This window comes from Myxosarcina sp. GI1(2024) (assembly GCF_053543375.1).
The window spans coordinates 158,658-185,127 of record NZ_JBKGTY010000002.1; the positions used below are offsets into that span (position 1 = coordinate 158,658).

At 41.1% G+C, this 26,470-nt stretch carries 27 protein-coding genes, 1 tRNA gene and 3 pseudogenes; 12 read left to right on the plus strand and 19 right to left on the minus strand.

Annotated elements, in window-relative coordinates; genetic code table 11:
* Positions 1 to 36 precede the first annotated feature (36 nt).
* Positions 37 to 450: pseudogene (locus ACLFKQ_RS09715) on the minus strand (tyrosine-type recombinase/integrase); the annotation flags it as partial.
* Between the two features lie 117 nt (positions 451 to 567).
* Positions 568 to 1,117: pseudogene (locus ACLFKQ_RS09720) on the minus strand (DUF499 domain-containing protein); the annotation flags it as partial.
* A 66-nt stretch (positions 1,118 to 1,183) separates the two neighbouring features.
* Between ACLFKQ_RS09720 and ACLFKQ_RS09725 the strand changes: the two are divergent.
* Positions 1,184 to 1,459 (plus strand): hypothetical protein, encoded by a 276-nt coding sequence (locus ACLFKQ_RS09725; protein ID WP_448999630.1) that lies wholly within the window; start codon positions 1,184 to 1,186, stop codon positions 1,457 to 1,459.
* 3 nt (positions 1,460 to 1,462) lie between these two features.
* Entirely contained in the window at positions 1,463 to 1,897 is a 435-nt protein-coding gene (locus tag ACLFKQ_RS09730) for a PIN domain-containing protein (protein WP_448999631.1), read from the plus strand.
* 284 nt (positions 1,898 to 2,181) lie between these two features.
* On the opposite strand, the gene ACLFKQ_RS09735 is transcribed toward ACLFKQ_RS09730, so the two are convergent.
* Entirely contained in the window at positions 2,182 to 2,391 is a 210-nt protein-coding gene (locus ACLFKQ_RS09735) for a hypothetical protein (RefSeq protein WP_448999632.1), read from the minus strand.
* A 211-nt stretch (positions 2,392 to 2,602) separates the two neighbouring features.
* Here ACLFKQ_RS09735 and ACLFKQ_RS09740 point away from each other — a divergent pair.
* From ACLFKQ_RS09740 to ACLFKQ_RS09750, 3 genes and pseudogenes are all read left to right on the plus strand, one after another.
* A tRNA-Pro gene (locus ACLFKQ_RS09740) sits at positions 2,603 to 2,676 on the plus strand.
* Between the two features lie 412 nt (positions 2,677 to 3,088).
* Positions 3,089 to 4,323 (plus strand): annotated as a pseudogene (locus ACLFKQ_RS09745) (IS1634 family transposase).
* Between the two features lie 365 nt (positions 4,324 to 4,688).
* On the plus strand, positions 4,689 to 5,561 hold the full coding sequence (locus tag ACLFKQ_RS09750; protein WP_448999633.1) for a transposase: 873 nt from the start codon (positions 4,689 to 4,691) through the stop codon (positions 5,559 to 5,561).
* 167 nt (positions 5,562 to 5,728) lie between these two features.
* Here ACLFKQ_RS09750 and ACLFKQ_RS09755 read toward each other — a convergent pair whose 3' ends face one another.
* From ACLFKQ_RS09755 to proS, 4 genes are all read right to left on the minus strand, one after another.
* Complete coding sequence (locus tag ACLFKQ_RS09755; RefSeq protein ID WP_448999634.1) at positions 5,729 to 6,499, minus strand: calcium-binding protein; 771 nt, start codon at positions 6,497 to 6,499, stop codon at positions 5,729 to 5,731.
* A gap of 254 nt (positions 6,500 to 6,753) precedes the next feature.
* Positions 6,754 to 7,731 (minus strand): tyrosine-type recombinase/integrase, encoded by a 978-nt coding sequence (locus ACLFKQ_RS09760; RefSeq protein WP_448999635.1) that lies wholly within the window; start codon positions 7,729 to 7,731, stop codon positions 6,754 to 6,756.
* Between the two features lie 210 nt (positions 7,732 to 7,941).
* Positions 7,942 to 8,691: a hypothetical protein gene (locus ACLFKQ_RS09765; RefSeq protein ID WP_448999636.1), complete on the minus strand. Its 750-nt coding sequence runs from the start codon at positions 8,689 to 8,691 to the stop codon at positions 7,942 to 7,944.
* A gap of 469 nt (positions 8,692 to 9,160) precedes the next feature.
* A complete protein-coding gene (gene proS, locus ACLFKQ_RS09770; protein ID WP_448999637.1) occupies positions 9,161 to 10,969 on the minus strand; it encodes a proline--tRNA ligase in 1,809 nt (602 codons plus the stop codon).
* Positions 10,970 to 11,282: 313 nt separating this feature from the next.
* Here proS and ACLFKQ_RS09775 point away from each other — a divergent pair, with 313 nt between their 5' ends.
* A complete protein-coding gene (locus ACLFKQ_RS09775) occupies positions 11,283 to 11,822 on the plus strand; it encodes a late competence development ComFB family protein (RefSeq protein ID WP_448999638.1) in 540 nt (179 codons plus the stop codon).
* Between the two features lie 2 nt (positions 11,823 to 11,824).
* On the opposite strand, the gene ACLFKQ_RS09780 is transcribed toward ACLFKQ_RS09775, so the two are convergent.
* The 5 genes from ACLFKQ_RS09780 to ACLFKQ_RS09800 all read right to left on the minus strand — a co-directional run bounded on the left by ACLFKQ_RS09780 (position 11,825) and on the right by ACLFKQ_RS09800 (position 17,314).
* A complete protein-coding gene (locus tag ACLFKQ_RS09780) occupies positions 11,825 to 13,078 on the minus strand; it encodes an MlaD family protein (RefSeq protein ID WP_448999639.1) in 1,254 nt (417 codons plus the stop codon).
* 36 nt (positions 13,079 to 13,114) lie between these two features.
* The gene (locus ACLFKQ_RS09785; protein WP_448999640.1) at positions 13,115 to 13,918 is read right to left on the minus strand and encodes an ABC transporter ATP-binding protein; all 804 of its coding nucleotides are present in this window, start codon (positions 13,916 to 13,918) and stop codon (positions 13,115 to 13,117) included.
* A 36-nt stretch (positions 13,919 to 13,954) separates the two neighbouring features.
* Complete coding sequence (gene bchI / locus ACLFKQ_RS09790) at positions 13,955 to 15,028, minus strand: magnesium chelatase ATPase subunit I (RefSeq protein ID WP_448999641.1); 1,074 nt, start codon at positions 15,026 to 15,028, stop codon at positions 13,955 to 13,957.
* A 105-nt stretch (positions 15,029 to 15,133) separates the two neighbouring features.
* Positions 15,134 to 15,898, minus strand: a complete 765-nt coding sequence (locus tag ACLFKQ_RS09795; protein ID WP_448999642.1) for a DUF429 domain-containing protein — start codon at positions 15,896 to 15,898, stop codon at positions 15,134 to 15,136.
* 12 nt (positions 15,899 to 15,910) lie between these two features.
* Positions 15,911 to 17,314 (minus strand): aspartate ammonia-lyase, encoded by a 1,404-nt coding sequence (locus ACLFKQ_RS09800; protein ID WP_448999643.1) that lies wholly within the window; start codon positions 17,312 to 17,314, stop codon positions 15,911 to 15,913.
* A gap of 138 nt (positions 17,315 to 17,452) precedes the next feature.
* On the opposite strand from ACLFKQ_RS09800, the gene sodX reads away from it, so the two are divergent.
* Positions 17,453 to 17,803 carry a nickel-type superoxide dismutase maturation protease gene (gene sodX / locus ACLFKQ_RS09805; protein ID WP_448999644.1) on the plus strand — a complete coding sequence of 117 codons (351 nt, stop codon included), beginning with the start codon at positions 17,453 to 17,455 and terminating at the stop codon, positions 17,801 to 17,803.
* 133 nt (positions 17,804 to 17,936) lie between these two features.
* Here the strand turns inward: sodX and ACLFKQ_RS09810 are convergent, their stop codons facing one another.
* Together ACLFKQ_RS09810 and ACLFKQ_RS09815 are read right to left on the minus strand one after the other, a co-directional pair.
* A complete protein-coding gene (locus tag ACLFKQ_RS09810; RefSeq protein WP_449000325.1) occupies positions 17,937 to 18,338 on the minus strand; it encodes an FAD-dependent monooxygenase in 402 nt (133 codons plus the stop codon).
* Positions 18,339 to 18,385: 47 nt separating this feature from the next.
* Positions 18,386 to 18,511 carry an NAD(P)-binding protein gene (locus ACLFKQ_RS09815; protein ID WP_448999645.1) on the minus strand — a complete coding sequence of 42 codons (126 nt, stop codon included), beginning with the start codon at positions 18,509 to 18,511 and terminating at the stop codon, positions 18,386 to 18,388.
* Between the two features lie 185 nt (positions 18,512 to 18,696).
* On the opposite strand from ACLFKQ_RS09815, the gene ACLFKQ_RS09820 reads away from it, so the two are divergent.
* Positions 18,697 to 19,350: a TetR family transcriptional regulator gene (locus ACLFKQ_RS09820; protein ID WP_448999646.1), complete on the plus strand. Its 654-nt coding sequence runs from the start codon at positions 18,697 to 18,699 to the stop codon at positions 19,348 to 19,350.
* A 26-nt stretch (positions 19,351 to 19,376) separates the two neighbouring features.
* Here the strand turns inward: ACLFKQ_RS09820 and ACLFKQ_RS09825 are convergent, their stop codons facing one another.
* The 4 genes from ACLFKQ_RS09825 to ACLFKQ_RS09840 form a co-directional block, all read right to left on the minus strand.
* Entirely contained in the window at positions 19,377 to 20,195 is an 819-nt protein-coding gene (locus ACLFKQ_RS09825) for a pentapeptide repeat-containing protein (RefSeq protein WP_448999647.1), read from the minus strand.
* Positions 20,196 to 20,260: 65 nt separating this feature from the next.
* On the minus strand, positions 20,261 to 21,016 hold the full coding sequence (locus ACLFKQ_RS09830; protein ID WP_448999648.1) for a ferritin-like domain-containing protein: 756 nt from the start codon (positions 21,014 to 21,016) through the stop codon (positions 20,261 to 20,263).
* Positions 21,017 to 21,102: 86 nt separating this feature from the next.
* Entirely contained in the window at positions 21,103 to 21,288 is a 186-nt protein-coding gene (locus ACLFKQ_RS09835) for a hypothetical protein (protein ID WP_448999649.1), read from the minus strand.
* Positions 21,289 to 21,342: 54 nt separating this feature from the next.
* Positions 21,343 to 21,759, minus strand: a complete 417-nt coding sequence (locus tag ACLFKQ_RS09840; RefSeq protein WP_448999650.1) for a hypothetical protein — start codon at positions 21,757 to 21,759, stop codon at positions 21,343 to 21,345.
* A gap of 311 nt (positions 21,760 to 22,070) precedes the next feature.
* Between ACLFKQ_RS09840 and ACLFKQ_RS09845 the strand changes: the two genes are divergently transcribed.
* A protein-coding gene (locus tag ACLFKQ_RS09845) for an IS5 family transposase (RefSeq protein ID WP_448998612.1) occupies positions 22,071 to 22,825 on the plus strand; the annotation gives its coding sequence in 2 pieces (ribosomal slippage) (positions 22,071 to 22,391 and positions 22,394 to 22,825; 753 coding nt in all).
* Positions 22,826 to 22,882: 57 nt separating this feature from the next.
* Here the strand turns inward: ACLFKQ_RS09845 and ACLFKQ_RS09850 are convergent.
* Entirely contained in the window at positions 22,883 to 23,506 is a 624-nt protein-coding gene (locus ACLFKQ_RS09850) for an HPF/RaiA family ribosome-associated protein (RefSeq protein ID WP_448999651.1), read from the minus strand.
* Between ACLFKQ_RS09850 and ACLFKQ_RS09855 the strand changes: the two genes are divergently transcribed.
* The 3 genes from ACLFKQ_RS09855 (at position 23,491) to ACLFKQ_RS09865 (ending at position 26,412) form a co-directional block, all read left to right on the plus strand.
* Positions 23,491 to 23,616 (plus strand): hypothetical protein, encoded by a 126-nt coding sequence (locus ACLFKQ_RS09855; RefSeq protein ID WP_448999652.1) that lies wholly within the window; start codon positions 23,491 to 23,493, stop codon positions 23,614 to 23,616. The genes ACLFKQ_RS09850 and ACLFKQ_RS09855 overlap by 16 nt on opposite strands.
* 106 nt (positions 23,617 to 23,722) lie before the next feature.
* Entirely contained in the window at positions 23,723 to 25,357 is a 1,635-nt protein-coding gene (gene nadB, locus ACLFKQ_RS09860; RefSeq protein ID WP_448999653.1) for an L-aspartate oxidase, read from the plus strand.
* A 74-nt stretch (positions 25,358 to 25,431) separates the two neighbouring features.
* Positions 25,432 to 26,412: an ABC transporter ATP-binding protein gene (locus ACLFKQ_RS09865; protein WP_448999654.1), complete on the plus strand. Its 981-nt coding sequence runs from the start codon at positions 25,432 to 25,434 to the stop codon at positions 26,410 to 26,412.
* The last annotated feature ends 58 nt before the right edge of the window (positions 26,413 to 26,470 follow it).

Sequence of the window (26,470 nt, forward strand, 5' to 3'; positions counted from 1 at the left end):
GTGGCTTAGAATGCCTAAAATCAATAAATATATGACCTAATCCATCCAGAAATTTTCAAACCTTTGGGGTGACATTTGAGTATAGCGAACCGTGTGGTGGATGTTTTTATGACCCAAGTAATCCTGAATCGCTCTCGTATCATGACCGCTCGCAGCTAAATAATAACCGCACCCATGGCGCAGTTGATGGGGATGAACCTGAAAGGGAATACCCGCTAGTTCTCCTGCTCTAGCTATGATGTGGCGAATGGAACGGGTTGATAAAGGAGCTTGGCGTTCTGAGACAAAAACATAGCTCGTATCGGTATAATCTCTCTGGAGAGCACGTAAAGCTCTGAGTTCGGGAGAACGTAAAGGATGAATGCTGTCACGACCATGTTTGACTCGATGAATTTCGATGTAGCCACCTGCTAAATCAATCTGCGTCCACTTGAGAGCCACTAATTCAATGGAAGTTGGGCAGTGAATAATAGCATGGGTCAAGTCCTCATGCCTGCGTTTATATTCTCATGATACTTTGCCTAGAATGGAGCGAACTAGGCAAAGTGCGTGATTTGTATTTCTTATGTTTGCTGCTTGTCGTAATGGTGCCGAACCCATAAAGATAGTTCGAGCTACCCGACGACAGGCAGAATAGCGTCCTAAATTTGAATGTTGACGATCGGAGACACATGGGAAGGGAGTTAGTGCCATCTACGTCTTTATCGATGATGGATTGCCAATTATCGTCTAAATATTGATTTAATTCTGACTGTACCTGAGAGTCTGCCATCATCGGTATATTAGCAGGCAAAATCATTAAGTTTTTATCATTCTCTTGTCATAGGTAACTACTAACCTTAGCCATTAAACGCAAAACTCCGCGAGTACGTTGAAATTTCTCCAAACTCGACCAATCTTCGTACAAACGTTCAAATAGTTCGGGATGAATTGGATAAGCCTCTTTCATCCGCCTTTCATAATCTTTGTCGCGGCATTCTGCTGTAAAATCCCCTTTTTGGTCGCGGTACATTTGGCTGAAAGCTCTAATTACGGAGTCACGAGCAGTAAACAAAGTAGTATCTTCAACATTTTTGAATAAACGACGGCGAACTATCAAGAAGCTTTCATCAGCAGTCTATAATTTGCTTAAGTTTTAGTGTACTAATTTTGAATAAACTTATAATTAAAGTGTGACCACATAATGACCACATTAAAAACAGGCATGGTTATGAAAAGTGTCGGAATACGAGAGTTTAGAGATAAAGCTACTCAATACTTGGCTAGCAAAGAAGTTGTTGCCGTAAAACGTCATGGCAAGTTGGTTGGTTTTTATGTTCCCGTCGAACAATCTGACGAGATAGAAATAGAACGGGCATTACAAAGACTTTCTCAGACTGTAGAGACAGCTATAGCTGAAAGTGGACTGGATGAAATTGCTATCAGTCGTGCTTTAGATTTATCTCAGCAAGAGAAATAAGCAATGCGCTTGGTTGTAGATGCCAATATTTTGGTTGCCGAACTAATTAGAGTAAGAGGCAGAAAGTTAATCGTTCGTCCAGAATTGGAACTTCATATGGCTGAAACAGCTTGGGATGAAGCGACTTATGAACTGAATAAGAGAATTGAGAAAATGATACAAAAAGGGGTATTTTCTCAACAAGTTGGAAAGAGTTTATTAGCCGATGCGATCGCTCTAGCTGAAGCCAAAGTATCTATAATACCCCATGAAGTTTATGCAGCATACGAAAACATTGGCAGACAACGTATCCCCCACGATCCTAATGATTGGTTTACCGTAGCATTAGCGTTAGCTATAGTAGGAGATATTTGGACTACAGATAATGATTTTCTTGGTTGTGGTATAGCAACTTGGACAACTGAGACTCTATTGACCCATTTAGCTACCTCTAATTAAATTGTCTATGTGAGATAAATTTCTTTTGATATATTGTAGTTGTTTGACAAGAGCATTTCTTTTCTCTTTTCGAGTCGGACGACGTTTTTTGGCTACTTTTAAATAATCTTTTAAGTAATCTTTTTTAGCTTTCTTTTTATAAGTTATTGGCTTTTTTTCTCGCTTTGTTTGACAAGCTTTATAAAGAGAATCTATGATTTTTTCAGTCTGAATTCTGGATTAATTTAACATTCCTAGGTCTGAAGGGTAAGTTATATCAGCAGGCGCAGCCGTAGCATCTAATATTAGCTTCCCTTTATTTTGGGTTTCTTCAACTTCTGATTCTTCGTTTTTTTTTCTGATTTGGACTCTTCGTCTTTTTCAGTGAAATCTTTTACCATATATGAATTAATTTTCTTAACCAAATTTATCCCTATTCTTTCTCTAAAATAAACCATCATGGATGCTTCAATTTTTCCAATCCTGGCTTTTCTCTCTTTGTTGTTGATATACATGGCTTTGAGCGATTAATAAAAACCGCACCAATTCCGCACCAATTTTTAGAGAGAAAGCTAATTTAAGCCTATTGGTTACAATCGTGTGACTCTATAAGTAAAAATTTTTTATCTACTTTACTTGAATCCTAGAACGCTTGATTACTCCGTAATTACCTATTAACAGGGTTTTGTGTTAAATTAATTCAGGATATAGATATTTATATCGCAACGGGATGTAGCGCAGCTTGGTAGCGCGCCTGCTTTGGGAGCAGGATGCCGCAGGTTCAAATCCTGTCATCCCGATATTATATATAGTCAATACTTTAGTCACTTGGTCTTATCTGGCGTTTACAAATAAAATCCAGTGTAGAACCAAATAAGAACCAAATTTGATTAACTTATCTATTCTTAACTGAATATAATTATTTTTTATTTTTTGGTTGATATTAACTGGCGATATTTCCCTGGTTTTGATAGAGGGTTACATGTCTCCATTTTTTGTTCGCCTTAATATCGCTAATAGTTCTTCTAGCAATGCCAAACGGGCATTTCGCAGGTTGAAGAATAAATGTAGGGTATTAACCCTCTCCTAAGAAACAAAATCAGTCACAGAGGGTGAGACGGACTGAGGAGTCAAATCAAAAATTGCTAAGGAAATAAAATAGCTCAAGTGTATGCTGAGAAAGAAGTTGAGAGAATAGAGAGACCAATATTCTTGAAAGGAACCAACTCAGAAAGAGCAGAGGATCTACCTCTAATTATCCATTGGCTAAAGCAAATGGAAATAGCATCAATCATCGACCAAGAGCTAGCTCCTCCTCATGGGAATCGACAGGGGCTAAGTTATGGTCAACTAGCGGTGTTATTGTTAGCTTATGTAGCAAGTCAATCAGATCCCCGATTATGTGCAGTAGAACCATGGGTAGAAAAACATCGGCAAACCTTAGAAATGGCTACAGGATGGAACATTGGGGTCAAAGATGCTACCGATGACCGACTAGCGAACTTGTTAAGTGTAATCGGGTCATCGGAACAAGAGAGACGAGACAGAATAGCTCTTAGATTAGGACAAAGTACAATCAGAGCTTATGAATTGCCAACGGACAAAGCGAGAAGCGATACTACAAGTTTTAGTGTTTATCATCAGCCCACAAAAGAAACAGAAGCAAATAACTTGCTGAATTTTGGTTATAGCAAAGAGCGTCGCCCCGATCGTGTTCAATACCGTCAGCTGCTCGCTACATTAGACCCCATGGGAATGCCGCGATTGGGGGCTACATTATCAGGAAATGGGACAGATGAGTCTCATTATCTACCGACATGGCAGAAATTGGTAGAGATTATTGGTCACAAAGATTTCTTGTTTCTAGCCGATTCTAAAGGTTCAACATGGAATAATCGGGCTAAAATTAACCAAGAAGGAAGAATTTACTGCTTTCCTTTAGCGATGCATCAACCTCGTCCCAAATTGTTATCGCAATGGGTAGCTAATCCCCCAACTGCCCTAGAAGACATTTGCCTTGACTCGAAAGAAGCTGACTCCAAATCTCCTATTGGTAAGGGGTTTGAAGTTCCTTTGGCTAGTCTCTGCTATGACAAAGAAGATCGACAGTGGTATTGTTGGTCAGAACGGATGAAGAGCGGATTCTAGGGTTGATGTTTTTGCTCACGATCGCTTTAACGCTTTTCACCTTAATGGAATTTGTGGTACGTCGCCAATTAGCGGTGACACAGCAATCTCTTTCGGGACTTTATCCTGGATTACCTAAACGTAGTACTTCTCGTCCTACCGCAGAAAAGTTGTGAGCTGCTTTTTCAGGGCTGACTTTGTATCTTTATCCTGATGGCTCAAGAGAAATTACCTCTCTCAACTCTCTTCAAAGACAAATTTTACAGCTGATGAAAATCCCCGAATCTATTTACATAGTTCCTCAGCTAGTTCCTGACTGACCTTAATCGCTCAACCCCCTATCTTCACTTGATTCTAGCTTCTTTATTTCTCTAGTGATTTTCTAAATGAGCGAACCGTGAGTCAAATTGCTGCAGTTAAGTTCGGGCGGGGTAACTACTTTTTAAAAAAATCGGCTTTTACAAACAATTGCCGACTATTTAGCGACTCTACCCGATACTCCCAAAGATCGAGAAACTCTTCGCTTGGATAGCGAAGCCAGCTTGAGAGTGATTGAATTTCAGCACGGATTATTAGTCGAAAGAGCCAGAGGCATTTACCTGACTGCCTGACACAAGTAACTAAAAGTACTGATATACGGTAACTGAAAAGAAAAGGGAGAGAATTCATGGTTAGCTAAAAATAGATGTTTTTAAGCTTTGTATTCCATGTCTACCTCTACATTCACCTTTCAATTGTTTGCGGTGGAAGGGCAAGACCATTCTTGTGGAAAGTATTAGAACACAAAAGTTCGACAGTCGCTTTTACCGAATACAAACTAATGTTGAGATTAGCCGCAAAATTACTATCTGATTATTCCAATATCATGCTCTTAGCTGACCGTGGTTTCGCTAATCATGAATTAGTCAATTGGCTGCAAGATAGTAAGTGGCATTACTGTCTGCGATTACCCTGCGATGTCATTCTACACGGAGTCAGAAAGCATCCAATTGAATTAAAGTATCTCTGTCCGCCAAAAGCTCAAGCAGTTCTGTGTCATGACGTTGGTTTATGGCTCGATGGTAAATACCGTTGCAACGTTGTCCTGGCAAACGTTAAAGGAGTCAAAGAGCCTTGGGCTATGATTACCGATGAAAATCCATCCTTACAGACTCTTTGGCAATACGGACTGCGTTTCCGTGTTGAAGAATTATTTTTAGATTCTCAATCAGGAGTATTTCAGTTGGAAGACTCGAAAATCCGCCATGCTAAAGCTTTAGAACGTCTATATTTAATTGTCGCACTGGCTCTTCTTTTTGCCACTTGTCATGGTATAACGCTTCAATTAAAAGGACTTAGAACTCAGGTAGACCCTCACTGGAAAAGAGGCCTAAGCTATCTCAAAATTGGTTGGCGATGGCTCAAGGGCGTTTTGCATAAAGGTCGCGATTTGTTCTTTCCTAGTGCTTTGTTATCTCAAGATGTTCAACCTTGTTTTGCTTCTCTAAAAGCTAAGAAACACCAATATGATGCTATCTGGTTCAGTCGTATTCAGGAAATCAAATGTTATTCCAATTGACTTTTCCTAAGATGTGTCAGGCAGTCAGGGCATTTACTCTTTGACTTTTCAAGAATACCTCACTGCCCGAAAAATTGTTTCTAGTCCCAGTTCTGAAATAGTTTCGTGGTGCGATGGCTCTCCTTCAATGATTTAGATCTTGACTACCTAATAGCAAACTGCTGTAATTAATATAAAACCTTAATTTTGTCACTCACCAAGCTTTCTTCAACGCCATTAAATTTAATTACAGACAAGTATCCCTCATCATGAGAAATGTATAGTAAAGTATCACCTAAACCATTGTTAGTAGTGAAATGACTGGTAATACTTCCAGAGTTTATAGCTTCTAATTTTATGCAATCTTCAGCTGAAAATCCTTCTACTGTGGCATAAATCGATTCTGGAGCTTGCCCGTCAGTACGAAAAAGTATGGTATCTTCAGCTAAATCAGTATTTTCAATATTGATTAAATCATCATTAGTAACTACTAGTATATTTGCACCATGTTCTCCAATTAAGGTGCCACTACCGATACCACCTTTTAGATAATCGTTCCCACTATTGCCATTGAGATAATCATCTCCACCACCAAATAGCTTGCCGTTTCCCGAACTACCGACAAGATTGTCTTGTTGATTTCCTCTGTATAGAGTGTCATCACAATCGTCTCCACGACGATAGTCATTACCATTATTCCCAACTAAAAAATCGTCGCTACTATCGGCAAGTAAATTATCATCTACCAAACCACCGCGAATAGTTTCTCCACCATCTCTACCCATTAACAAATCGTTTCCCGCTTCACCGTGTAAAGTGGCTGTCGTGTTGTCAGATGTATCTTTGAAATACATAGAAGAATCAACAATATCGTTTCCTTTTCCTGCTATAACTACTATTTGTGGTTCGCTAGCGTACATTAAAAAATCGTTAAAGGTCGTACCTTGAATCATCATCATTATTCAGTACCCAAATAAATTATTTACTTTAAAAGCTCTAGTCGCTTAGTTGCTTCTATGATGGATGCGGTGGTCGAACGTTAATATCAATTCAATTTGAAGTTTAATTATGTCAAACTACATAAATTATACAAAAGTTAAAACCATTGGTACATAAAGATTGTGTGACTAAAATGTATACAGCCGATTCGTGAAAAATTGTCTGCGGAATTTATTTCCGTTGTAATCCCTCTTTTTTTCCAGAAGTATTTATATTAAATTTCAATATTAAGTTTTAAAGCGGGGTTATTTTCCCAGCGATCGGCTACGTGAGCATAAATACAAGTAGTGCGCGGATCGCTATGTCCCAATAAATCTTGTACCTGTCTTAATTCTGCTCCCGAACGCAAAGCTAGGGTACCTGCAGTATGTCTTAAGCTATGAGCAGAAATAGTTCTACCAGGAGTATATTTTAAAGCCGCTCGTTCTAGGTAGCGATCTACGATTAGTCTAATTCCGCGACGAGAGATTCTTTTGCCTTTCGATCTGTTCCCTACACCGATAAATATTGGCGAGTTTGGCTTTAATACTTCTCCCGATGTTTCTCTAAGATGCAAATAATCCACTAACGAGTTGGCAATATCCGACGTTAAAGGCACCACTCGAATACTTCTCTTTCCTTCTACCCTCACCCCCAAATTTCTTCCCTGTCTTACTAAGTCGCTAATATTGGCGCGATGTAGCTCGATCGTTCGCGTACCTTCTAAAGCCATGATTGCAATTATGGCTTTATCTCTAGCGGCTTTTAAAGTGCCATCTTGGGGTATAGTTCGCAGTAAAGTTTCTACTTCGGCGCGTTCTAGATAGGTGATTTTCTCAGCGGGATCGCGCTTTTCCCTCGGTGGCTTAACTCCCGTAGCGGGATTAAAGGCGATAAGTCCTTTTTCTACTGCCGCTTGATAAAATCTTCTGACCACTGCCAATTTTAAAGCGACTGTAGCAGGTTTGTATTGCTTTTTGCTTACCATCCAGTGACGATATTTTTTAAGATCGTCTTTGGTAACGGCAGCAGGATTTAATTCCTGGCGATCGCACCAGGTCAAAAACTGCTCTAGCTGACGGCGATAAGTCTTAAGCGTATCAGAAGCTGCATCTCCCGCACTGACATCGATGTCGAGAAACTCGGCAAATACTACTAACAAGTTATCGGTAGTGAGGGCACTTAGTTGTGATGGTGTAGTAGTAGTTAGCATAGTAAGTGGAGGATGACAATCTCGATTAAAGTCTATTCGATCCCGGTCAAAATCGCTATCTAATCTTTAGCTATCGACAAACTCTACATTTTCATCGAGAGTGGCAATTTGGCTCTGTACGTCTATCGGATTTAAAGTTAGTGTCGCGTTGCGAGCGCTATATTCTGATAACAACTATCTTAGCTACTTAGTAACCAACAACTCATTTTTTTATGGAGTTTCTTTTGCAGACGGCAATTTGGCTTTTAGTTCATCTATTTTGGCGATAATTTCTTGTCGATGCTGCGCGTCTTTAATATTAGGTAAAACCATCGACCAAGCAAGAACTTGGGCTTCGGTGATATCGGGATTCTGTGCTAAAAACTTGGCAGTATTCCGATAGCGTTTAGCTAAATCGGCACCGCGATCGCCTTGACGAGATGCTACATTAGCTGCTGTTTGATAGGAATTTTGAGCCGCTTTAATATCTCCTAAATATAACAATTCATCTAAACCCTTGGCTGTCCAAAGTAAAGAACCATCGGGAGATTGGGGAGCAACTGACTTTAATACTTTCTCCATTAAAATGACTGTTTCTTCTGGCTTACCAGCATGAATTGTATTTGCGGTAGCTAGAGTTAAATAAGCTTGAGTAAAACGAGGATCGAAAGTGCTAATCGTTTCGAAATAATCGGTAATTAATGAATGCCCCGTTCGTTCTCTAGCAGCTCTATCGCCAAAATATTGAATAAAATTCAAATAAGTCCAATTAGCAACTAAATTATCGTAATCTAAAGCAGGAATTTGTCGTTGTGCTTTCAGCAAACTTTGTTGTGCTCGTTCTTGCTGCTGATAATTGTTTGATGATTGAGTTAAGGAATGACGATCTTGTTGAATTTGTAAGGTAATTACTCCAGTCAGACAAATAAACCAAGCAAAAGGTAAAGTTGGAATTAGTTTAAGTAGGCGAAGAAAAAACATATTCAACTAATAAATAAAAACTAAATTATTAAAAGCAAGTGCTTTTACTTACGTAATTACACCCATACTGCCATAGTTTTTATTAGCTGACCTGATTTAAAAAATTGCTTCTGAAAAGGTAAGTTTATAGCTCGAACGCCTGAATTATATATATGGTAAAGATTGTAGAATTTTGCTTAGCACTCACGGCAATTTATTTATTCACCAAAACTTCATCCACTTCATAGTTAATTCATCTTAAATTCAAACTAAGAATCAAAATTTACTATTAAATATTTTTTTAATTCCAGTTTGTTATGAATAAAAAATCTGAGAGCTTAGAAACACCAGAGAACCTAATAAACTAACAACGGAAAACTGGGGATTGGTGACTAAGAGCTAGAATTGAGATCGCACTCTATTCTAATTCCCAATCTCCAATTACCCACTCCCTATCGCCTTGAAACTTTCTACTTTTAATTTGCTCTTCCTACTTTCCCAAATCAGTTTTCAGCCACTGTTTAATCGTGGCAACTACTTCTTCTAGCGGTATGTCTTGCGATTCTCTGTTGGCTCTTTTGACTACCTCAACTTTTCCCGATTTTAGCGAGCGTCCGGTCACGATCCGATAGGGAATACCAATGAGTTCGCTGTCTTTAAATTTAGTTCCCGCTCTTTCTTGGCGATCGTCGAGCAAAGTTTCTACGCCTGCTTGGTTCAGTTCCCGATAGAGTCTTTCAGCAGCACCTACCTGTTGAGGATCGGAAACGTTAGGAATGACGATAATTACCTGATATGGTGCGATCGCCACAGGCCAAATAATGCCGTCTTTATCGTAGGATTGTTCCACCGCAGCTTGAGCTAGGCGAGAAACTCCAATACCATAACATCCCATCCATAAAGGTTCTTCACGACCTGCTTCGCTGGCGTAAGTAGCATCCATCGCCTGAGAATATTTGGTACCCAATTGGAAAATATGTCCTGCTTCTATTCCCCTGGCACTCTTAAGTGTTTGACTGGGATCGAGAATCGAGCGATCGCCAGCTTGGGCGGCCTTAATGTCTACCACTAGCTCTGGAAGAATGAAATTCCGACCCCAATTTGCTCCCACGAAGTGATAGCCAGATTCATTGGCACCGGTGATAAAATTCTTTAAATCTACTACCGATTTATCAGCTATTCGGACAAACTTTGGTACAACCTCTTTGGTGGGACTGATATAGTCATCATCGAGATCGGGAGCAATATAACCCAGAGGTATTAGTTTAGCTGCCCATTTCTTTTGAGCAGTTTCGTCAGGCACGCTTAAGCTGATGAGAGTATTGGCATTATATTGGGGTGCGAGTTGAACTAATTCGTTTTGTAATTTGACTTCATTAATGTCTAAATCACCGCGAATGCTGATTAAAACTAGGACTTTGATGCCGTTGTCATAAATAGTTTCGTAAAGAACGTTTTTGACTATGGCAGTAGGAGAACATTCCAACTTCTGCGCTAATTTAGCGATAGTTGCTGTGTCTGGTGTTGCTACCTTCTCATAGCTAGTGAAAGGAGAAGCTATAGGATCGATGGCGAGAGAGACTGCTTTTTCAACATTAGCCGCATAGTTGCCGTCTTCGGTGTAAAGTATCTCATCTTCTCCCGCTTCAGCTAAAATCATAAACTCCTGAGAACCAGAACCACCGATCGCTCCAGAATCTGCTTCTACTGCCCGAAACTGCAAACCGCAACGCTGGAGAATATTGCGATAGGCGCGATCCATTTCTCGATAGGTTTGTTTGAGACTGGCTTCGTCAGCATGAAATGAATAAGCATCTTTCATGATAAATTCTCTGCCCCGCATCAAACCGAAACGGGGACGAATTTCATCGCGGAATTTAGTTTGAATCTGATATAAATTTAGGGGTAGCTGACGATAAGAACGAATTAGCTCTCTGGCAATTGCGGTAATTATTTCTTCGTGGGTAGGACCCAAACCCAACTTTCTTTCCTGGCGATCGACTAGGGAAAACATAATTCCTTCGGCTTTAGTATAGGTATCCCAACGTCCTGATTCTTGCCATAGTTGAGCAGGTTGTAGCTGGGGGAGCAAGCATTCTTCTGCTCCTGTTTTATCCATCTCTTCTCGTACGATCTGAGATATTTTCTGCAAAACCCGCCACATTAAGGGTAAATAAGCATAAATGCCGCTACCGATACGGCGAATGTAACCGGCACGTAACAGTAACTGATGACTGGGGATTTCTGCCTCCGCTGGATCTTCTCGCAACGTGACAAATAGCATTTGTTGTAAGCGCATTGTTTTCTCTTTGGTCTGAACTTAAGAATTTTTATTTTAGAATAAAACCTTTTAGTTACATTTACAGAACTAATGTGAGGCTTTTATTAAGTAAATTTGATTTCAAATCCCAGTAAATAAAACTTAGATGAAGTTTGACCGTTTTATGTCAGCATATCTAGCCATTAACAATTATTTATGGCTATATAGAGAGAAGAAGTCATTTAATTTAAATGTGTAATAAGCTAATTATTCGAGGATAGGTCAACTAAAAATAATAATCTACTTTTAATTTTAATTACTAAACTAAACCATTTAAGTGAGAGAGAAATAAATGAAAATAAAAACGCCAAATCAAGACTGGGTTAATCGTAATGTCATGGAAATTTTAGTTAAAGAAGAAATTGACAGACAGATCGGTCGTTATCCAGCTAATATTGTTAAGCATATTAACCTTCTAGAAGTAGCTACCTATGCTTTAAATAGATTGCCAGCTTTATATGCTTCTTCTCAGCAGGGATTTAACAGACAAAAAATTAAAGGACGTTCGCAACATGGCATCGAAATCACTCAAGCGGTTCGACGTGGATTTGCTGCTGTACAACAGGATCTATTGCGCTATTCTACTCCTTTAGTGGAAACAGCAGAGCCGACTATAAAAGACGAACTAGAAAACATCGCCCAAGCAAGACAAGCCCTCGAAGAGTTATCTGAATACTTGCCCAATGGCAAATTTTCTTGGACAGAAATTGTTAAATTGATCGAACCTTATTTGGCACAAGCTAAGCTTAAAAGTCTAAATTCTACTCGCTTAGATAAAATAACTTGCAAATCTAGTTCGGTATGGAATAGCAACTCTGGCTATCAAAAATAAGCTTAGTTTTCCTGCCAAAAATAATTTGTTTGTCCGTCTTCTTGCTCGAAACCGAAAGAAAAATCGGAAAAAGATCGAGCTTGCTTCATTAGTTGACTCTCGCTGCCAAGAATAACTTGTCGTTCTAAGTTGTCGGTAGAAGAAACCAAATTGCTCAAGCCATTAACTAAATTTCTAACATTTTCTAAGAACGCTGGATCGCCAGTAAAAGCCTCTAAATCCGAAGTGATCTTTTGAGCATTGGCAAAAGTGACTCTTGCCGAATCTAGAGTTTGTTGAATTGTGACTAAGTTGTCGGGATCGTTAAATGTTTCCGAAATATCTTTGAGGTTTTCTGAAGCGGTTGCAGCATTAGCCGATAAAGTCTCTAAATTTCGTGCTAACTGCTGAGTGTCGGTAGTACCAAGAACTTCGTCTAGATTACTAACTAAGGTTTGCAAGCGATCGCTAGTAGCACTAATATTGTTCAAAGTAGCGGTCAAACTGCCCTGATTTTCTTCTAGCAGGCGATTGACGTTACTAGCTAATTGGCTGACGCTATCGGCAGTAGTCTGATATTTTTGAGCAGTGGTAATTAATTCGCTAGAAGTATTATTGGCAATATCATTTAAATTGTCAGTTATATCTGAAACTTGCGCTAGTTCGCGCTCGACATCTTTGACTAATAGGGAAACATCTTGAGAAAGATCGGCTACTCCCGATGCAGCTCGAGAGGCATTAACTACTACCGAGTCAATTTTGGCAAAAAATTCTGGGTCGCCGTAAAGCTCGCTAAAACGATAAGTTAATGGTAGTAAATCGTCGAGAGTTAAACCTTTTTCTCCAGAAAGACGCTGATCGTCACACAAAATTTCCTCGGGATTACAGTCGCTAGCAACGGGGTTTAATTCTAATTGCGCCGCAGATAATTGAGTTTCGGGAATGATATCGATAAAAGTTTCGCCAATTAAGCCAGAACTGGTAGCTTTAATAGTAACTTCTTGGGGAATGACCAAATCGGAGGAAGTAATTTCCAGGATCACGTCAACCCCATTGCTACTCGGTCGAATACTCTCAATTTTACCTACCCTCAATCCACGATAGCGAACTGCATCCCCTACTTGAATGCCGTTAACATCGGGAAATTCTACAGCTATTTGGTAACTTTGGCTACCAAATCTAATACCTCTCAACCAAAAAGCAATTCCTGCCACCAAAGCAACGCCGACAATAATTAACAAACCGACAGAACCCTCTCTTACTGTGCGCGATCGCATGATATCTGTTATCCTCTCACTCTATTGAACTATGGTTTAATCGCCAATGCCAATTGGTCCTTCGATACTGGCACTAAAAAATTGCCTAACTAAAGGGTTATCAGTAGTATCGATATCTTCTACGTTTCCTTTCCATTGGATTTTGCCTCCATATAAAAAGATAACGCGATCGGCAGTACGACGGATGGTGCTATTTTGATGGGAAACCATTAAATAAGTGCCACAACCTCTTTCAGTACACTGTAGATCGCGCACCAAATCTTCAATTACGGTGGAAGCGATCGGATCTAATCCTGCCGTCGGTTCGTCATAAAGCACCACTTCGGCTTTGCTTTTTTCATCTTGAGGATTGGACATAACGGCACGGGCAAAGCTAACGCGTTTACGCATACCGCCAGATAATTCTGCGGGATATTTGTCGTTAGTTCCCGATAGACCTACCATTTCCAACTTTTCGTCAACTAATTTTCTAATTTCGTGATAGCTGAGAGCGGAATGCTCGAATAAATAAAAGCCGACGTTTTGCTCTACAGTTAAAGAATCGAACAGTGCTGCTTGTTGAAAAACCATACTAATTCCAATGGGGTCTTCTTCATCTTCAATTAAGCCCCTACGTTTTTTTCCTTTGATGTAAATTTCGCCGCTATCTATTGGAAGCAAACCGGCAATCATTCTCAAAATGGTAGATTTACCAGTACCAGAAGGACCGATAATTACCAAGGCTTCACCCCGCTCGACCTGCAAATCCACTCGCTCTAGAATTACTTTATTACCAAAAGATTTGCTGACATTTCTGAGTTCGATTAAGGGAGGTTCTTTGCCGTTATTAGTATCGACCATAGCTGTTTGAGAATAGAGTAATTTAAGTTTTCAATTTCATTCGGCAACCTCCAAACCGAACACTCGCGCTACGGATTTTTCTACTTTGTAGCCAGAGTCGATGGTTTCTAAAGGATCTTTGCGTAGGCGATGGCGCAGACAGAGGACGATTACCCGACGAATATCCTCAATCGTTACTTCGGTACGACCTTCAAAAGCGGCAAGTGCTTTAGCAGCACGGTTGGTTACGATATCACCCCGCAATCCGTCTACATCTAGTTCGGAACAAATCTCGGAAATTTTAACCTGTAAATCTCGGTCTATAATAACTTGAGGTAGTAATTCTTGCGCCCGTACGATTTGAGCCTGGAGTTCTTCTTGTTCCTCCGAATATTTTCGACCGAAAGCGTCGGGATCGCGATCGAATTCGGCTCGTTGTTCGACTATTTGGACTCTTAGTTCTGGTTCTTTGACTGTATGGATTTCGGCGTGCATGCCAAAACGGTCTAATAGTTGGGGACGCAATTCTCCTTCTTCGGGGTTTCCCGAACCGACCATGACAAAACGAGCGGGGTGTCGCACGGAAATTCCTTCTCTTTCGACGGTGTTCCAACCGCCAGCAGCCGAATCGAGCAGAACGTCTACTAAATGGTCGTCTAAAAGATTCACTTCATCTACATAGAGAATACCGCGATTGGCTTTAGCTAATAATCCCGGTTCGAAAGCTTTTACCCCTTCTGCTAGAGCTTTTTCAATATCAATCGTGCCACAGACGCGGTCTTCAGTTGCACCTAAGGGCAAATCGACCATTTGAACTTTTTTCTTAACGATTTCAATAGGAAGTTGCCGTTCGATTTTATCCTTGACTTCTTCGCTCATTAAGTCAGAATCTTGCGGATCGCTATTAAAGGGATCTCCTGCTACCACTTCAATTTCTGGTAAGAGGTCGGCTAAAGCACGAATGGTAGTTGATTTGCCCGTACCGCGATCGCCCATAATCATTACACCGCCGATTTTGGGATCGATAACATTAAGTAACAGTGCTAGCTTCATCTCTTCTTGACCGACAATTGCAGTAAAGGGAAAAACTATGCGGCGAGTTCTGGCAGGTGCGGGTAATGTTGCAGTCATATTAATTTTTGTCTAACTGTAAATAAAAATTACTAGGAGAGAATTGCTTCTAGTGTGATTAAGGATTTTTTTAAGAAACGTTTTTTATTGTGCCATGTTTTAATCTTACTGCGATGCGGGAACGACGATGTAGCCGGTATTTACATCTCCCAAAACCAAATTTTTAGCCTCACCCCAATACCACCAGTAGGTACCCACATAGGCACAGATGAGACTGTCTAATCGGTCTTCGATCGCTTTGAGTTCTTTTCCGGTTATTTTGCCGGGAATCGTCAGTAAGCTGTTCAATTCGGGCAGCAACGATGCTACTCGTTCTGTACTAGGAATTGCTAGAGACGGTTCCAATTGCGGTAAGCGATTGAAAATATAGCCGTGTAGTTCGATTAATTCGGCTTGACGCTCTGCGAGTTTTCCTTTTTTATATTTTAAAATTTTCTCTAAACTAAATAAATTTACTATGGCGGGATGGGGAAATACTTCGATTTGATATCTACCTAATTTTCGCGCTTCAATTGTCGGCGCGTGCATAAATTCCCTGGCGGCTAGACTCAGACCAAAATCAACGGTACGCTGGGCAAAAGGACGATTTAAATTCGCCGGATAGCAACCCGCATGATAGCGACCGAAATATTTGTGGGTTAGTTTATCTGGTAATCTAGTTCCCGTTTGATTGGGAATAATCGTCGGTGCATCTACAGCGATTAAAGCCGGTTCGTCTGCAGTAAGTAAGTTATCGATCCAGTTTAAGATGAGAGCGATTTCTCTTTCGGTTGTTAGTTCGAGTATTTCTAAACGATTATTTTGCCACTCCAAACAACATAACCCGCTAGCACCCGACACCCAACCCAAATCAATTCCGATAAATTTCATTTAGTCAAGATCTTACTCTTTAGGCAGACTACTCATTTTGCCGAGATCGAGAATTTGCGCTAATTGAGCTTCATCCATCAAACCCCGTTCTAAAACTATTTTCCGAATTGACTTTCCCGTCTCTAGAGAGTTTTTCGCTACCTCAGCCGCTTGAAGATAGCCGATATGAGGATTTAAGGCTGTAACTAAAGCCAGACTTCCTTCCGCATATTGCAGACAGCGATCGCGCCGCGCCGTAATTCCCGCCAAACAACGTTTACTCAGGCTGGCGACAGTGTTACCTAAGATTTCGATACTGTGAATTAAATCGTAGGCAATTAAAGGCATCATCACATTTAACTCTAATTGTCCTGCTTGTGCGGCAAAAGCGATCGCCGTGTCGTAACCCATCACCTGAAAACAAACCATTGAAGTCATTTCCGCCATTACGGGATTGTATTTCCCTGGCATGATTGACGATCCTGGCTGTACGGGTGGCAGTTGAATTTCTTTAAATCCCGTTTGAGGTCCCGAATCCATAAGGCGCAAATCGTGAGATATTTTAACTAAATCTTGGGCTAAATTGCGTAGAGAACCAGAAATGCTAACAAAAGGACTCATACTCTGCATTGCTGCCATTAAGTGCGGCGCAGGATATAAAGGCTTACCGATAAATTCTGAAAGTAATTGAGCGACGCGATCGCGGTATCGGGGATGGGTGTTCAAACCAGTACCAGTAGCGCTACCTCCCAAACCCAAAGCATAAAGGTCTTGGGCGGCGGTTTCAATTCTGTTAAGGTGATCGCCAAGAATCTGACTCCAGGCTCTAAATCCTTCTCCTAGCCGAACTGGAACGGCATCCTGCATATGAGTCCGTCCAGATTTAACCACATCTTGAAACTCGTCGGCTTTCTGGTTAACTGTAGCGATCGCAGCTTTTAAACTAGGATAGAAAGTATGTTCTAGTGCTAATAATGCCCCAATCCTAATCGCAGTAGGTATGATATCGTTGGTAGACTGACCGTAATTAACGTGGTCGTTGGGACTAACTCGTTGGTAATTTCCCTTGCGATCGCCTAAAATTTCTAAGGCGCGGTTTGCCAACACCTCATTAACATTCATGTGATGGGATGTCCCCGCACCTGCTTGATAGACATCGACCACAAACTGATCGCGTAATTTTCCTTTTAAAATTTCATCGGCAGCAGTAACGATCGCTCGACTGATATCTTGAGGAATACAGTCTAATTCGCCATTGGCGATCGCCGTGGCTTTTTTAATTAACAGACAAGCATCGACATAAGTAGGTAGGGGTTTAATCCCGCTAATCGGAAAATTTTCCGTCGCTCGTAGAGTTTGTATTCCATAATAGACATCGGCAGGAATTGGTTTTTCGCCCATCGAGTCTTTTTCGATGCGAAAGTCAGTTGCGCTCATAACAATTTTTATAAGTTTTCATCTACAAACCTCAAGATACAATATCTAAGACTGTTTGGCGTGTAGCGATCGTCAAGATCTAGGAATTTTGCTGCTTAGCAATCTTGAGTAGCAAAACTTATTTATTCTCAAGAAGTTATGGAGCAATTACCTGCAACTGGTTACCGAGAATTATTATTTTGGCTGTTGCGTCGTCGCAAAAGGTTTCGAGTTACGGGAAATTCGATGCAGCCACTGTTGCAACCAGGAGAGGAAATCTTGCTCGATCGCCATGCCTATCAAAAGTCTTTGCCTCAAGTTGGAGATATCGTAATTGCCACTCATCCCTTACGTCCAGAATTAATCATAGTTAAGCGAGTTATTTTAGTAAGAGCAGATGGCAATTTGTTTTTGCAAGGAGACAATCCTGCTGAGAGTAGCGACAGTAGAACTTTTGGTGCAGTAAATTTGAAACATATTCTGGGTAAAGTTACTAGCCGTTTTGAGTAGGGATCGACAAGCGCGAAGATACTGTTGGCGAAAGCAATTAAAACTCAATTCAAGCCTTTGGCAAATATAGTAAGAATAAAATCACCTCGTTCCCGATCTTCTCATTTTTTTTTTAGATCGATAGCTATTAGGATTAAGCTCTGTAAGCATGAAAATTCTTAAAACTATTCGCAATTGCTGGTTTCATTACTTTCATTAATATTTCTCGTAACTTGACCGCAAGTGGATGCGCCAACTGCCCCATTCGAGCAGAACGTAAAGACTGTTCGACAATTGACTTGGTACGTGAAAATCTTTGGAATTCATAATTTTGAAAAGCTTTTGTTGGTGATGAGTATTCTGATAAACATTTAGTTACGACCAGAGCATCTTCTAGTGCCATACAAGCACCCTGTCCCAAAGTTGGTAGGGTAGGATGTGCAGCATCACCCAGTAAAGTTATATTTTGTTTACTCCAAGGTAAAGCTGGTACTCGGTCATAAAGATCGGTTTTGATAATATTAGATTCGTCCGTGGTAGCAATTAATTCAGGAATTGAGTAGAATCAATCTTGAAACATATTTTCCAACTCTTTTTTTCTGCCTATTTTAGTTCTTTGACACGCTCGTAAACAAGCGGGTAGAAGCCTTTACACTGAAGAGCTAAAGCTGTTGCTGCTCCTCCGATCCCTCCACCAATCACAATGATTTTTTTTTTAGCCGAATGCATTTTCTTAAAGACTATATCTTACTCAATAACTAACTTACGCGTTATTTAGTTGTCAATCAACTTACGCGAAGTTTAGTTGCTCTGTCAAGTTTTGCAATTGGGTCAGTTTTCTGTTTTTGTAGATTGACACAAAAAGGAACTTCTCTTTATGCTAATTAACCCGATGGTCAATTAAAAATTTGTCTATGGCTGACTCAAAGAAGAAAAATTCTTCGTCAAACAAGCCCGTTCGTAGTCGAGATAGCGAAGCTACTCAAGCAGAAATTCTAGATGCAGCAGTAGAAGAGTTTGCCTTACATGGTCTGAATAACGCTCGTATTGAAACCATCGCAGCTAATACTGGTGTTACTAAAGCGATGATTTACTACTACTTCAAAAGTAAAGAGGGTTTGTATATAGCGGTGCTAGAACGAGGATTTAATAGCTATATGCGACCACTTCAACAACTTTCTTTAGATAATCTTTCTCCCGAAAAGGCTTTAGAACATTATGTAAGTTGTCTTCTGGCAAATTTAGTCAAAAATCCCAACTGGCCGCTGATTATGTGCTACGAAGCACTGCAAAATCAGGGTAAGTATTATAAACAAATTAAGATTCACAGCATCGATGAAATATTGATTGGTATCTTGGAGCGTGGTATCGCTGATAATAGCTTTCGTTCTCTCGAACCCAAGATGACCGCCAACGATATTATTGGTATTTGTGTATTTTATTTCTTAAGTAGAGAAGGTCTAAGTCATCTTTACCCTGGTAAACGAATGTTAGGCAAGCAGATGCTCGAATTACACACTCAACAGTCAATTGAATTAATTATGGCGGGAGTAAAACCTAGAGAGTAGTAGGATGATTTGCGATCGCCACTCAATTATCCTTTACTCAGCTTGGCAGTCATTTTGATATCAAAAATAGCTTCTTGCCAATTTCTGGCGGCTTTAACTTGTGCTACATCTAAATATTCAATCCCGAAGAATTTAGTTTGTCTGAGATTGGCATCTTGAAAACAAGCTTCACTAAAGTTGATATCGCCAAAATAAGCCTGAGATAAATCGGCTCTAATAAAATTAGTCCCCAAACAATTTGCACCGACACAATCTGTATGTTGTAGATTTGCTTCGATTAAATCCGTATAAGTCAAATCTGCCGCAGTTAGATGAGTGTAGCTTAAATTAGCATTATTTAATTTGGCTTCAACTAGATTGGCGTGACTCAGATTAGCATGAGCGAGATTGGCGAAGCTAAGATCGGCACCAGACAAATAGGCATTGCTTAGATCGGCTCCTGCTAGATTAATTCCTCTCAGGTCTGCTTCTGGCGCGCTTAACCCTCTAATACTAATCCCATCTTCATTTAAGTCTTGTAGAGCTTGAAATCTCGCATAGCTGGTTCTCAATCCATTTGCTGCATCGATAGTTTTCCAGGCTTCGTAATGCGCTTGTTTATTGCGCTCTGGAGCTTCGAGAAAAAAGAGCCACACTGCTACCAAAATACTAAAGCCTTCTACCAAGCTTAGCAGTGTCGATTCTCTAATTTGGCAGAGAATCCAAGTCTCAGTAGGGTTACAGGTTGGTTCGCCGCCGAAAAAATGTTCGATAACTAGAATTAGCGCGATTAATCCCGTCGTTCCTCCAATTGAGATCGCAATTCGATTAATCGTACGCCGTAGTTTCTTGTTAGCTAGCTTCATATTTTCGGGTCTGGTAATGATACGATTGACGCGATCGCATAATTACCAATATAGATCGTCTATCTCTATGCTTCGACTAATTCTAGTGTTTTCTCCTCGATTTCAGTTGATGCGCCGTCTTTAACTAACGAGCGGGAATTACCGCCATTGGTAATCATGTTACTTACCATGGCGAACATAGAATCTATCTTGCGTTTGCGCCATTCCCCTACAATTGATTCTACCTGAGTAGCTGGCAAACGACGGTGTAAGGCTTGATAAAGATAGGCTGCGTGTCTGGTTTCGTCTCGAGCAATGCTGAGAATGCCATGTTTGAGATTGTGGCTTTGTGGCTCGTTTTCAGGTAAAGCTCGCGCCATCCGCATGAAGTCTTTACTAGCATCCAATTCGAGAATATAGGTACTGCCCATAAATACGATCCAGTCGATGTTTTCAGCTTTTAAATCTTCTGGAGTGTAATCGCGAAAGTAGTTAGAAAAAAAAGGGCTGGGTTTTTCTGCTTCTGTCTGGGATGTCTTTTGTTGCTTCAGTTCTTCAGTATCCATCACCTGTTTTCCCATTTGTTTGAGTCCATGAGCGAATATTTGACCGTGACGTTTTTCGTCGGCAGCGTGAATGGCTAATTTTTCTGCAAGCCAAGTATCTCCCTCAGTGGCGGCTCTTTCAGAAAGAGTAGTCAAAAAAGGTACCGAACCCGATTCGGCTAATTGAAAACCCGCTAGAGTATTGGCACGAGTAGCGCGATCCCGCAACCGATTTGCCAAAATATAAGCAGTTGCCCCAGAACCGAGGACGTGCAAGATATTAGTGAAAAAGTTCATAGAAGTAATAAGATCCCGATGAGCTTACTATATTTAAATCTTATATTTAAGATAAGATGAATTTATATTTTTAGCAGGCGATCGCATCAGTGAGTAACTGTTAGTTGTTGATAGAGGCGCAATTTCTCTTGAAACTGTTGCCAATAGTTATTAAGCTCGTCACTATTTAAATGAAAAGTCTGTGCCTGGCGATCGCTCAGAGCAATGACGATAGTAGCGCGATCGATATTGGCGTTATATAGGTGATTGATGGCTGCGGTGTATGCCGTCACCTGTAAACAATAGTCAGTTATCCATTCAACTTTTTTGGGCTTAGAAGCTGTTTTTCATTCAAACACGCATAGTTTGCCTTGCCATTCTCCCAGACAGTCAACCACTCCAGCATACTGACACTGTGAATGGTAAACTCCAGATTCAATTAAATGAACCTGCTCTACTGCAGCTAACACTGGCTCGATTGAGTGCCAAAAATCATTATCTTGGATATCTTCTGGTAGAGGCTGTCGTTCGAAATAATATTTTATTGCCGTATGCAAGGAAGTACCTCGCTTGCAAGCAGCAGTGCTAATTTGTTTTGCTTGTCGGTAGCCTACTTTTTTGCGCCACCTTTGCAATGCCTCTCGGTCTTTTTGTGGTTTAGTGGCGGCTAAAATTTTACTTACTGAGGGATAGATTTGTCCTGCAAAATTAAAATATCGGCGACGAGCAATGGTTACATAGGCGGGTTTGAGATAAGAAAACATCGATCTAGATCGGTAGCGCCGATAAAACTTACTTAAGAGACTGTTTATCAAGAGTAAACGATCGGCAAGCTCGAGTGCTGGATCTTAGCTACGCCAGAGTTTAAGTAATAAGTAAGGAGTAATAAGTAAAATACTCTTTATTCTTTACTCCTTATTCTCAATCGATATTACTCATTACTCTGGATTGTGGGTTTGCTTGGCGAATTATTCAAAGCTTGTTTTCGATTTGGATAAACACTAGGTTCTGTTGACGTAAAGAGGCAAAGATGAGAAAGTACCTGAAGTTGCTGATTTTAGTCAAAAAATTCTTCATGAAATCTCGTGTTAAGTTGGACGATTCTGCTTGGCAGCAAATTTTCGTTGTTCTGAGCCACCAACAAGACATCCGTATCAAAGACCCCAAAGCTTGTCGTCGTTTTCTGAATGCGGTTCTCTGGATTACTCGCACAGGTGCTCAATGGCGTGAATTACCCAAACGTTTTGGCAACTGGAACAGCCTCTACAAACGATATCGGCGTTGGTGTCAGAAGGGAGTTTGGCATCGTCTCTTGCAAGAAATGTCCCACTCTGCTGACTTAGAAAGTTTAATTCCCGATAGCACCATGATTCGTGCTCATCCCTGTGCAGCAGGAGCAAAAGGGGGTCAGAAAAACACTCTTTAGGAGGTTCTTGTGGCGGATTTAGTACCAAGTTACATGCTGTGGTAGATGCGTTGGGCAATCCGCTGCGGTTGCTTCTGACTCCAGGGCAAACCGCCGATATCAGTCAAGGAGAGGCATTGGTGGCTGGTTATCGAGCTCAACAGGTAATTGCCGATAAAGGCTATGATTGTGATGCTTTTGTGGTCTTGATTGAGGAAACTGGTGCTCAAGGCGTGATTCCGCCTCGTTCTGGTCGCCTCAACCCTAGAGATTACGATTCACATCTGTACAAGGAGCGACATCTAGTTGAGTGCTTTTTTAACAAACTTAAATACTATCGTCGCGTTTTCAGCCGTTTTGACAAAACTGACGAATGTTATTTGGGATTTGCCGAATTTGCTTCGGCTTTAATTTGGTTGCGTTAATTGTGTCAACAGAACCTAGTGTAAGTAGATATCCGAGCTAGTAATTTTAATATTTATTTAACTCCAGCCTAGCGGTTTTTCTGCTGCGTCTGGCGTTTCCTCAGTTTCTTCTGGCGATCCTTGTTTGTCGACTATCTGAACTGTAGTTGCTTGAGGTCCCATCTCTCCTTGAGTTTCGCGATATCTAACTCCAGTACCGACAGTTATGCGATCGAAATCATCATGAATAACGCTATTGCGGTGAAAATAAACTTCTTTCCCAGTATCGATAGTTTTTAAGAAACCATAATCTTGTTCGGCAAATAATTTAGTTACCACTGCGTCCATTTCCTGTTGGGGATGGATTTTTCTTTCACCCTGCTGTTCGTCACTCAGATCTTTGATCTGACGGATAGCTGCCTCAAACGCATCGCGAATTACCGCCTCTAGTGGTGCATATTGTTTACCCGTGTCAGGGCTATAGTTTACCGCTATTTCCCGACTATTGGGTATGGTAATGTCGATGCTGACTCGATAGGGAGAACCACTATCGGGATGTTCTTTCACTTTGTCCACTACAACTCTGCAGCTATTGATGTAGTCGCAAAACCGTTCGAGTTTGGCAATTTTTTCTTCAACCAAAGCCTCGATCGCGGGAGTTTTTTCGAGATTGCGATAGGTTACAGATGGTGGAATTTGCATGGGAAACCGTCATTCGTCAATATAAAATATTTTTTGTTATGCTTAGCGGCGATCGCTACTTTTTAAACATTAGCTATCTCATCGCACTCGGCAAATCCGACGCGGGATAGAAATAGGGGATTAAGCAACGAGCGGTATTTTACGTAACTCAGCAATTTGTGTCATCATAAAATCCAATAAAATATTTCCAAATAAAATAATTTAAAATAATTTAAGTTGAAAGATTATTCTCAGTTTGATGTTGTTGTAATTGGATCTGGGGCGGCAGGATTGTATGCGGCTCTTTGTTTGAATAGTTCCTATCGTGTTGGTTTGATTACCAAAGAGAAATTGCAGACAGGGGCTAGTGACTGGGCGCAAGGAGGGATAGCTGCAGCGATCGCCCCTGAAGATTCGACTCAGCTACATCTAGAAGATACTTTAAAGGCTGGTGCGGGATTGTGCGATCGCACTGCCGTGGAATTTTTAGTAGAACACGCCTCTAGTTCGATCGCTTCTCTAGTAGAAATGGGAGTGGCTTTCGACCGCCGCGATAACCAACTGGCAATGACTTTAGAAGCGGCACATTCCCGTCCTCGCGTACTTCATGCTGCCGACACTACGGGCAGGGCGATCGTCAACACTCTAACTCAAAAAGTACTGGAACGACCCAACATTGAAGTAATGTCTCAGGCTTTCGCGCTGAGTTTGTGGCGCAATCCGGCTACGGGCAATTGCCAGGGCATTAGTATTTTATACCAGGGAGAAATTATCTCGATTGCCGCGGGGGCAGTGATTTTAGCTACAGGAGGAGGCGGACAGGTATTTGCCCGCACTACTAACCCGCCGGTGAGTACGGGAGATGGGGTAGCGATCGCCTGGCGTAGTGGTGCTACAGTCAGAGATTTAGAATTCGTGCAGTTTCATCCTACAGCCTTGACCAAACCAGGAGCACCGCGTTTTTTAATCAGCGAAGCCGTTAGGGGAGAAGGGGCACATTTGGTCGATAAGGAGGGCAAGCGATTTGCTTTTGACTATCATCCTCAAGGGGAATTAGCACCCAGAGATATAGTCAGTAGAGCAATTTTTACTCACCTCCAAAATACGCAATTCAGTAATGTCTATCTAGATTTAAGAACGATCCCAGAAGCTAAAATTCGTTACCGCTTTCCCAACATCATTCGCGTCTGCCAGCACTGGGGGGTAGATTTGTTTGAGCAACCCATTCCCGTAGCACCTGCGGCGCATTATTGGATGGGTGGCATTGCTGTGGATACAATGAATCGTACTTCTATTCCTGGTTTGTATGCGGTGGGAGAAACAGCCAGTACGGGGGTTCATGGTGCCAACCGCTTGGCAAGTAATTCTTTACTGGAATGCGTGGTGTACGCCGCGCAATTGAGTAACTTGAAAGTCGAGTCAGTTACTCAGATTGAAACCGCTTCGATTGTAGAAATCGAAGGAGACTGGGCAACAGAAATCGAGCTCGTCACTTCAGTTAGAAAAGCTTTACCAGATTTAGTTTGGCAAAGTGCGGGGATTTGTCGTACCAAGGCAATTATGGAACGGGGAATCGCCCAAGTAGCAGAGTGGCGCGAGCAATTGCATTCTCTTTCTTTAGGTAGATATGTCTTGGATTTAGCACCGAGCGATCGCATTAAGTTTAAATCCGCTTTAGCCGAAGTTCAACTGAGACTTTACGCCGAAACCCTCAACTTGCTCGATATCGGCTATTTAATTCTTAACAGTGCTGCTTTTCGTACCGAAAGTCGCGGCGGACATTATCGTTTGGACTATCCCAATCGGGATCCCCAATGGCAAGTACATACCACCGTCACGGGAGATAAGTGGAATACATCGCCATTAAACTAAATTGTTAAAAAACTGTAGACATCTGGGAATTATAGTTATGCAACTATAGTTTTTGTTCTCCGAGATTGCTATCTATGCAACACGTAGCTGATTTATCAACTCAGTCTCCCCAAGTTGATTCGACACCAGTGATTCAAACTTGGAATCTCCAAAAAGTGTATCGCACTGGCTTTTGGATGAATCAAAAAATAGAATCTTTGAAAAACTGTTCCATAACTGTCTACCAAGGCGAAACTTTTGGTTTACTAGGTCCTAACGGCGCGGGAAAAACCACTTTGTTAAAAACCCTATTGGGGATCGTCAATCCCACAGCCGGCAAAGGTGCAATTTTAGGAAAACCAATCGGCGATCGCCAAGTCAAACAAAAAATCGGTTATTTACCAGAAAATGCCTATCTTTACGAGCATTTGACCGTCTGGGAATTTCTAGATTTTGTCGGCGGACTGTTTGAAATTCCTCGAGTTCAAAAACGCCAGCGCATTGCCGAACTATTGGATTTAGTAGGATTGGCAACATCTACTGCTCGCCGCAAAAAGCTCAAGCAATATTCTAAAGGGATGCGGCAACGAGTAGGAATGGCGCAAGCATTAATTAACGATCCCGAAGTAGTTTTCCTCGACGAACCGATGTCGGGACTCGATCCTATGGGACGTTACCGGATGCGAGAAATAGTTTTATCTTTAAAACGCCAGGGAAAGACGATCTTTTTTAATTCTCATGTCCTCTCAGACATCGAACAAATATGCGATCGTATTGCTTTTTTGGCTTTAGGAGAATTAATCTGCCAGGGTTCTCTCGACGAACTTTTAGGTACGTCCGATGCCTACCAAGCAATTGTCAAAGGAGGCGATCCCGAAACTTTAGCACCTTGGATGAGCGATTTGAATTGGGAAAACGGTCGCGCTTCTGGTCAACTGACGGGAGAACTAGATAAATTCGTGGCGCATCTCAATCGAATCGATGCAAGATTGGTAAGCTTGCAACTAGCACGTCATTCTCTCGAAGAGTTTTTTATGCAGCAATTAAGAGCGAGAAATATCGAATTTAGTCGTTAGTACTGCTATCGGAAAGCTAAAAAATTAAGAGTTTTTAGTAGTAATTAACCTCGCTTCC

Coding starts and splice junctions, on each gene's coding strand:
- ACLFKQ_RS09725 (WP_448999630.1), top strand. CDS start 1,184: ATGACCACATTAAAAACAGGCATGGTTATGAAAAGTGTCGGAATACGA.
- ACLFKQ_RS09785 (WP_448999640.1), bottom strand. CDS start 13,918: ATGGTCGATACTAATAACGGCAAAGAACCTCCCTTAATCGAACTCAGA.
- ACLFKQ_RS09780 (WP_448999639.1), bottom strand. CDS start 13,078: ATGCGATCGCGCACAGTAAGAGAGGGTTCTGTCGGTTTGTTAATTATT.
- bchI (WP_448999641.1), bottom strand. CDS start 15,028: ATGACTGCAACATTACCCGCACCTGCCAGAACTCGCCGCATAGTTTTT.
- ACLFKQ_RS09825 (WP_448999647.1), bottom strand. CDS start 20,195: ATGAAGCTAGCTAACAAGAAACTACGGCGTACGATTAATCGAATTGCG.
- proS (WP_448999637.1), bottom strand. CDS start 10,969: ATGCGCTTACAACAAATGCTATTTGTCACGTTGCGAGAAGATCCAGCG.
- ACLFKQ_RS09830 (WP_448999648.1), bottom strand. CDS start 21,016: ATGAACTTTTTCACTAATATCTTGCACGTCCTCGGTTCTGGGGCAACT.
- ACLFKQ_RS09815 (WP_448999645.1), bottom strand. CDS start 18,511: ATGCATTCGGCTAAAAAAAAAATCATTGTGATTGGTGGAGGGATCGGA.
- ACLFKQ_RS09730 (WP_448999631.1), top strand. CDS start 1,463: ATGCGCTTGGTTGTAGATGCCAATATTTTGGTTGCCGAACTAATTAGA.
- ACLFKQ_RS09765 (WP_448999636.1), bottom strand. CDS start 8,691: ATGTTTTTTCTTCGCCTACTTAAACTAATTCCAACTTTACCTTTTGCT.
- ACLFKQ_RS09750 (WP_448999633.1), top strand. CDS start 4,689: ATGTTTTTAAGCTTTGTATTCCATGTCTACCTCTACATTCACCTTTCA.
- ACLFKQ_RS09735 (WP_448999632.1), bottom strand. CDS start 2,391: ATGTATATCAACAACAAAGAGAGAAAAGCCAGGATTGGAAAAATTGAA.
- ACLFKQ_RS09820 (WP_448999646.1), top strand. CDS start 18,697: ATGGCTGACTCAAAGAAGAAAAATTCTTCGTCAAACAAGCCCGTTCGT.
- ACLFKQ_RS09760 (WP_448999635.1), bottom strand. CDS start 7,731: ATGCTAACTACTACTACACCATCACAACTAAGTGCCCTCACTACCGAT.
- ACLFKQ_RS09795 (WP_448999642.1), bottom strand. CDS start 15,898: ATGAAATTTATCGGAATTGATTTGGGTTGGGTGTCGGGTGCTAGCGGG.
- ACLFKQ_RS09775 (WP_448999638.1), top strand. CDS start 11,283: ATGAAAATAAAAACGCCAAATCAAGACTGGGTTAATCGTAATGTCATG.
- ACLFKQ_RS09755 (WP_448999634.1), bottom strand. CDS start 6,499: ATGATGATGATTCAAGGTACGACCTTTAACGATTTTTTAATGTACGCT.
- ACLFKQ_RS09840 (WP_448999650.1), bottom strand. CDS start 21,759: ATGTTTTCTTATCTCAAACCCGCCTATGTAACCATTGCTCGTCGCCGA.
- sodX (WP_448999644.1), top strand. CDS start 17,453: ATGGAGCAATTACCTGCAACTGGTTACCGAGAATTATTATTTTGGCTG.
- ACLFKQ_RS09855 (WP_448999652.1), top strand. CDS start 23,491: ATGGTGGAATTTGCATGGGAAACCGTCATTCGTCAATATAAAATATTT.
- ACLFKQ_RS09865 (WP_448999654.1), top strand. CDS start 25,432: ATGCAACACGTAGCTGATTTATCAACTCAGTCTCCCCAAGTTGATTCG.
- ACLFKQ_RS09850 (WP_448999651.1), bottom strand. CDS start 23,506: ATGCAAATTCCACCATCTGTAACCTATCGCAATCTCGAAAAAACTCCC.
- ACLFKQ_RS09800 (WP_448999643.1), bottom strand. CDS start 17,314: ATGAGCGCAACTGACTTTCGCATCGAAAAAGACTCGATGGGCGAAAAA.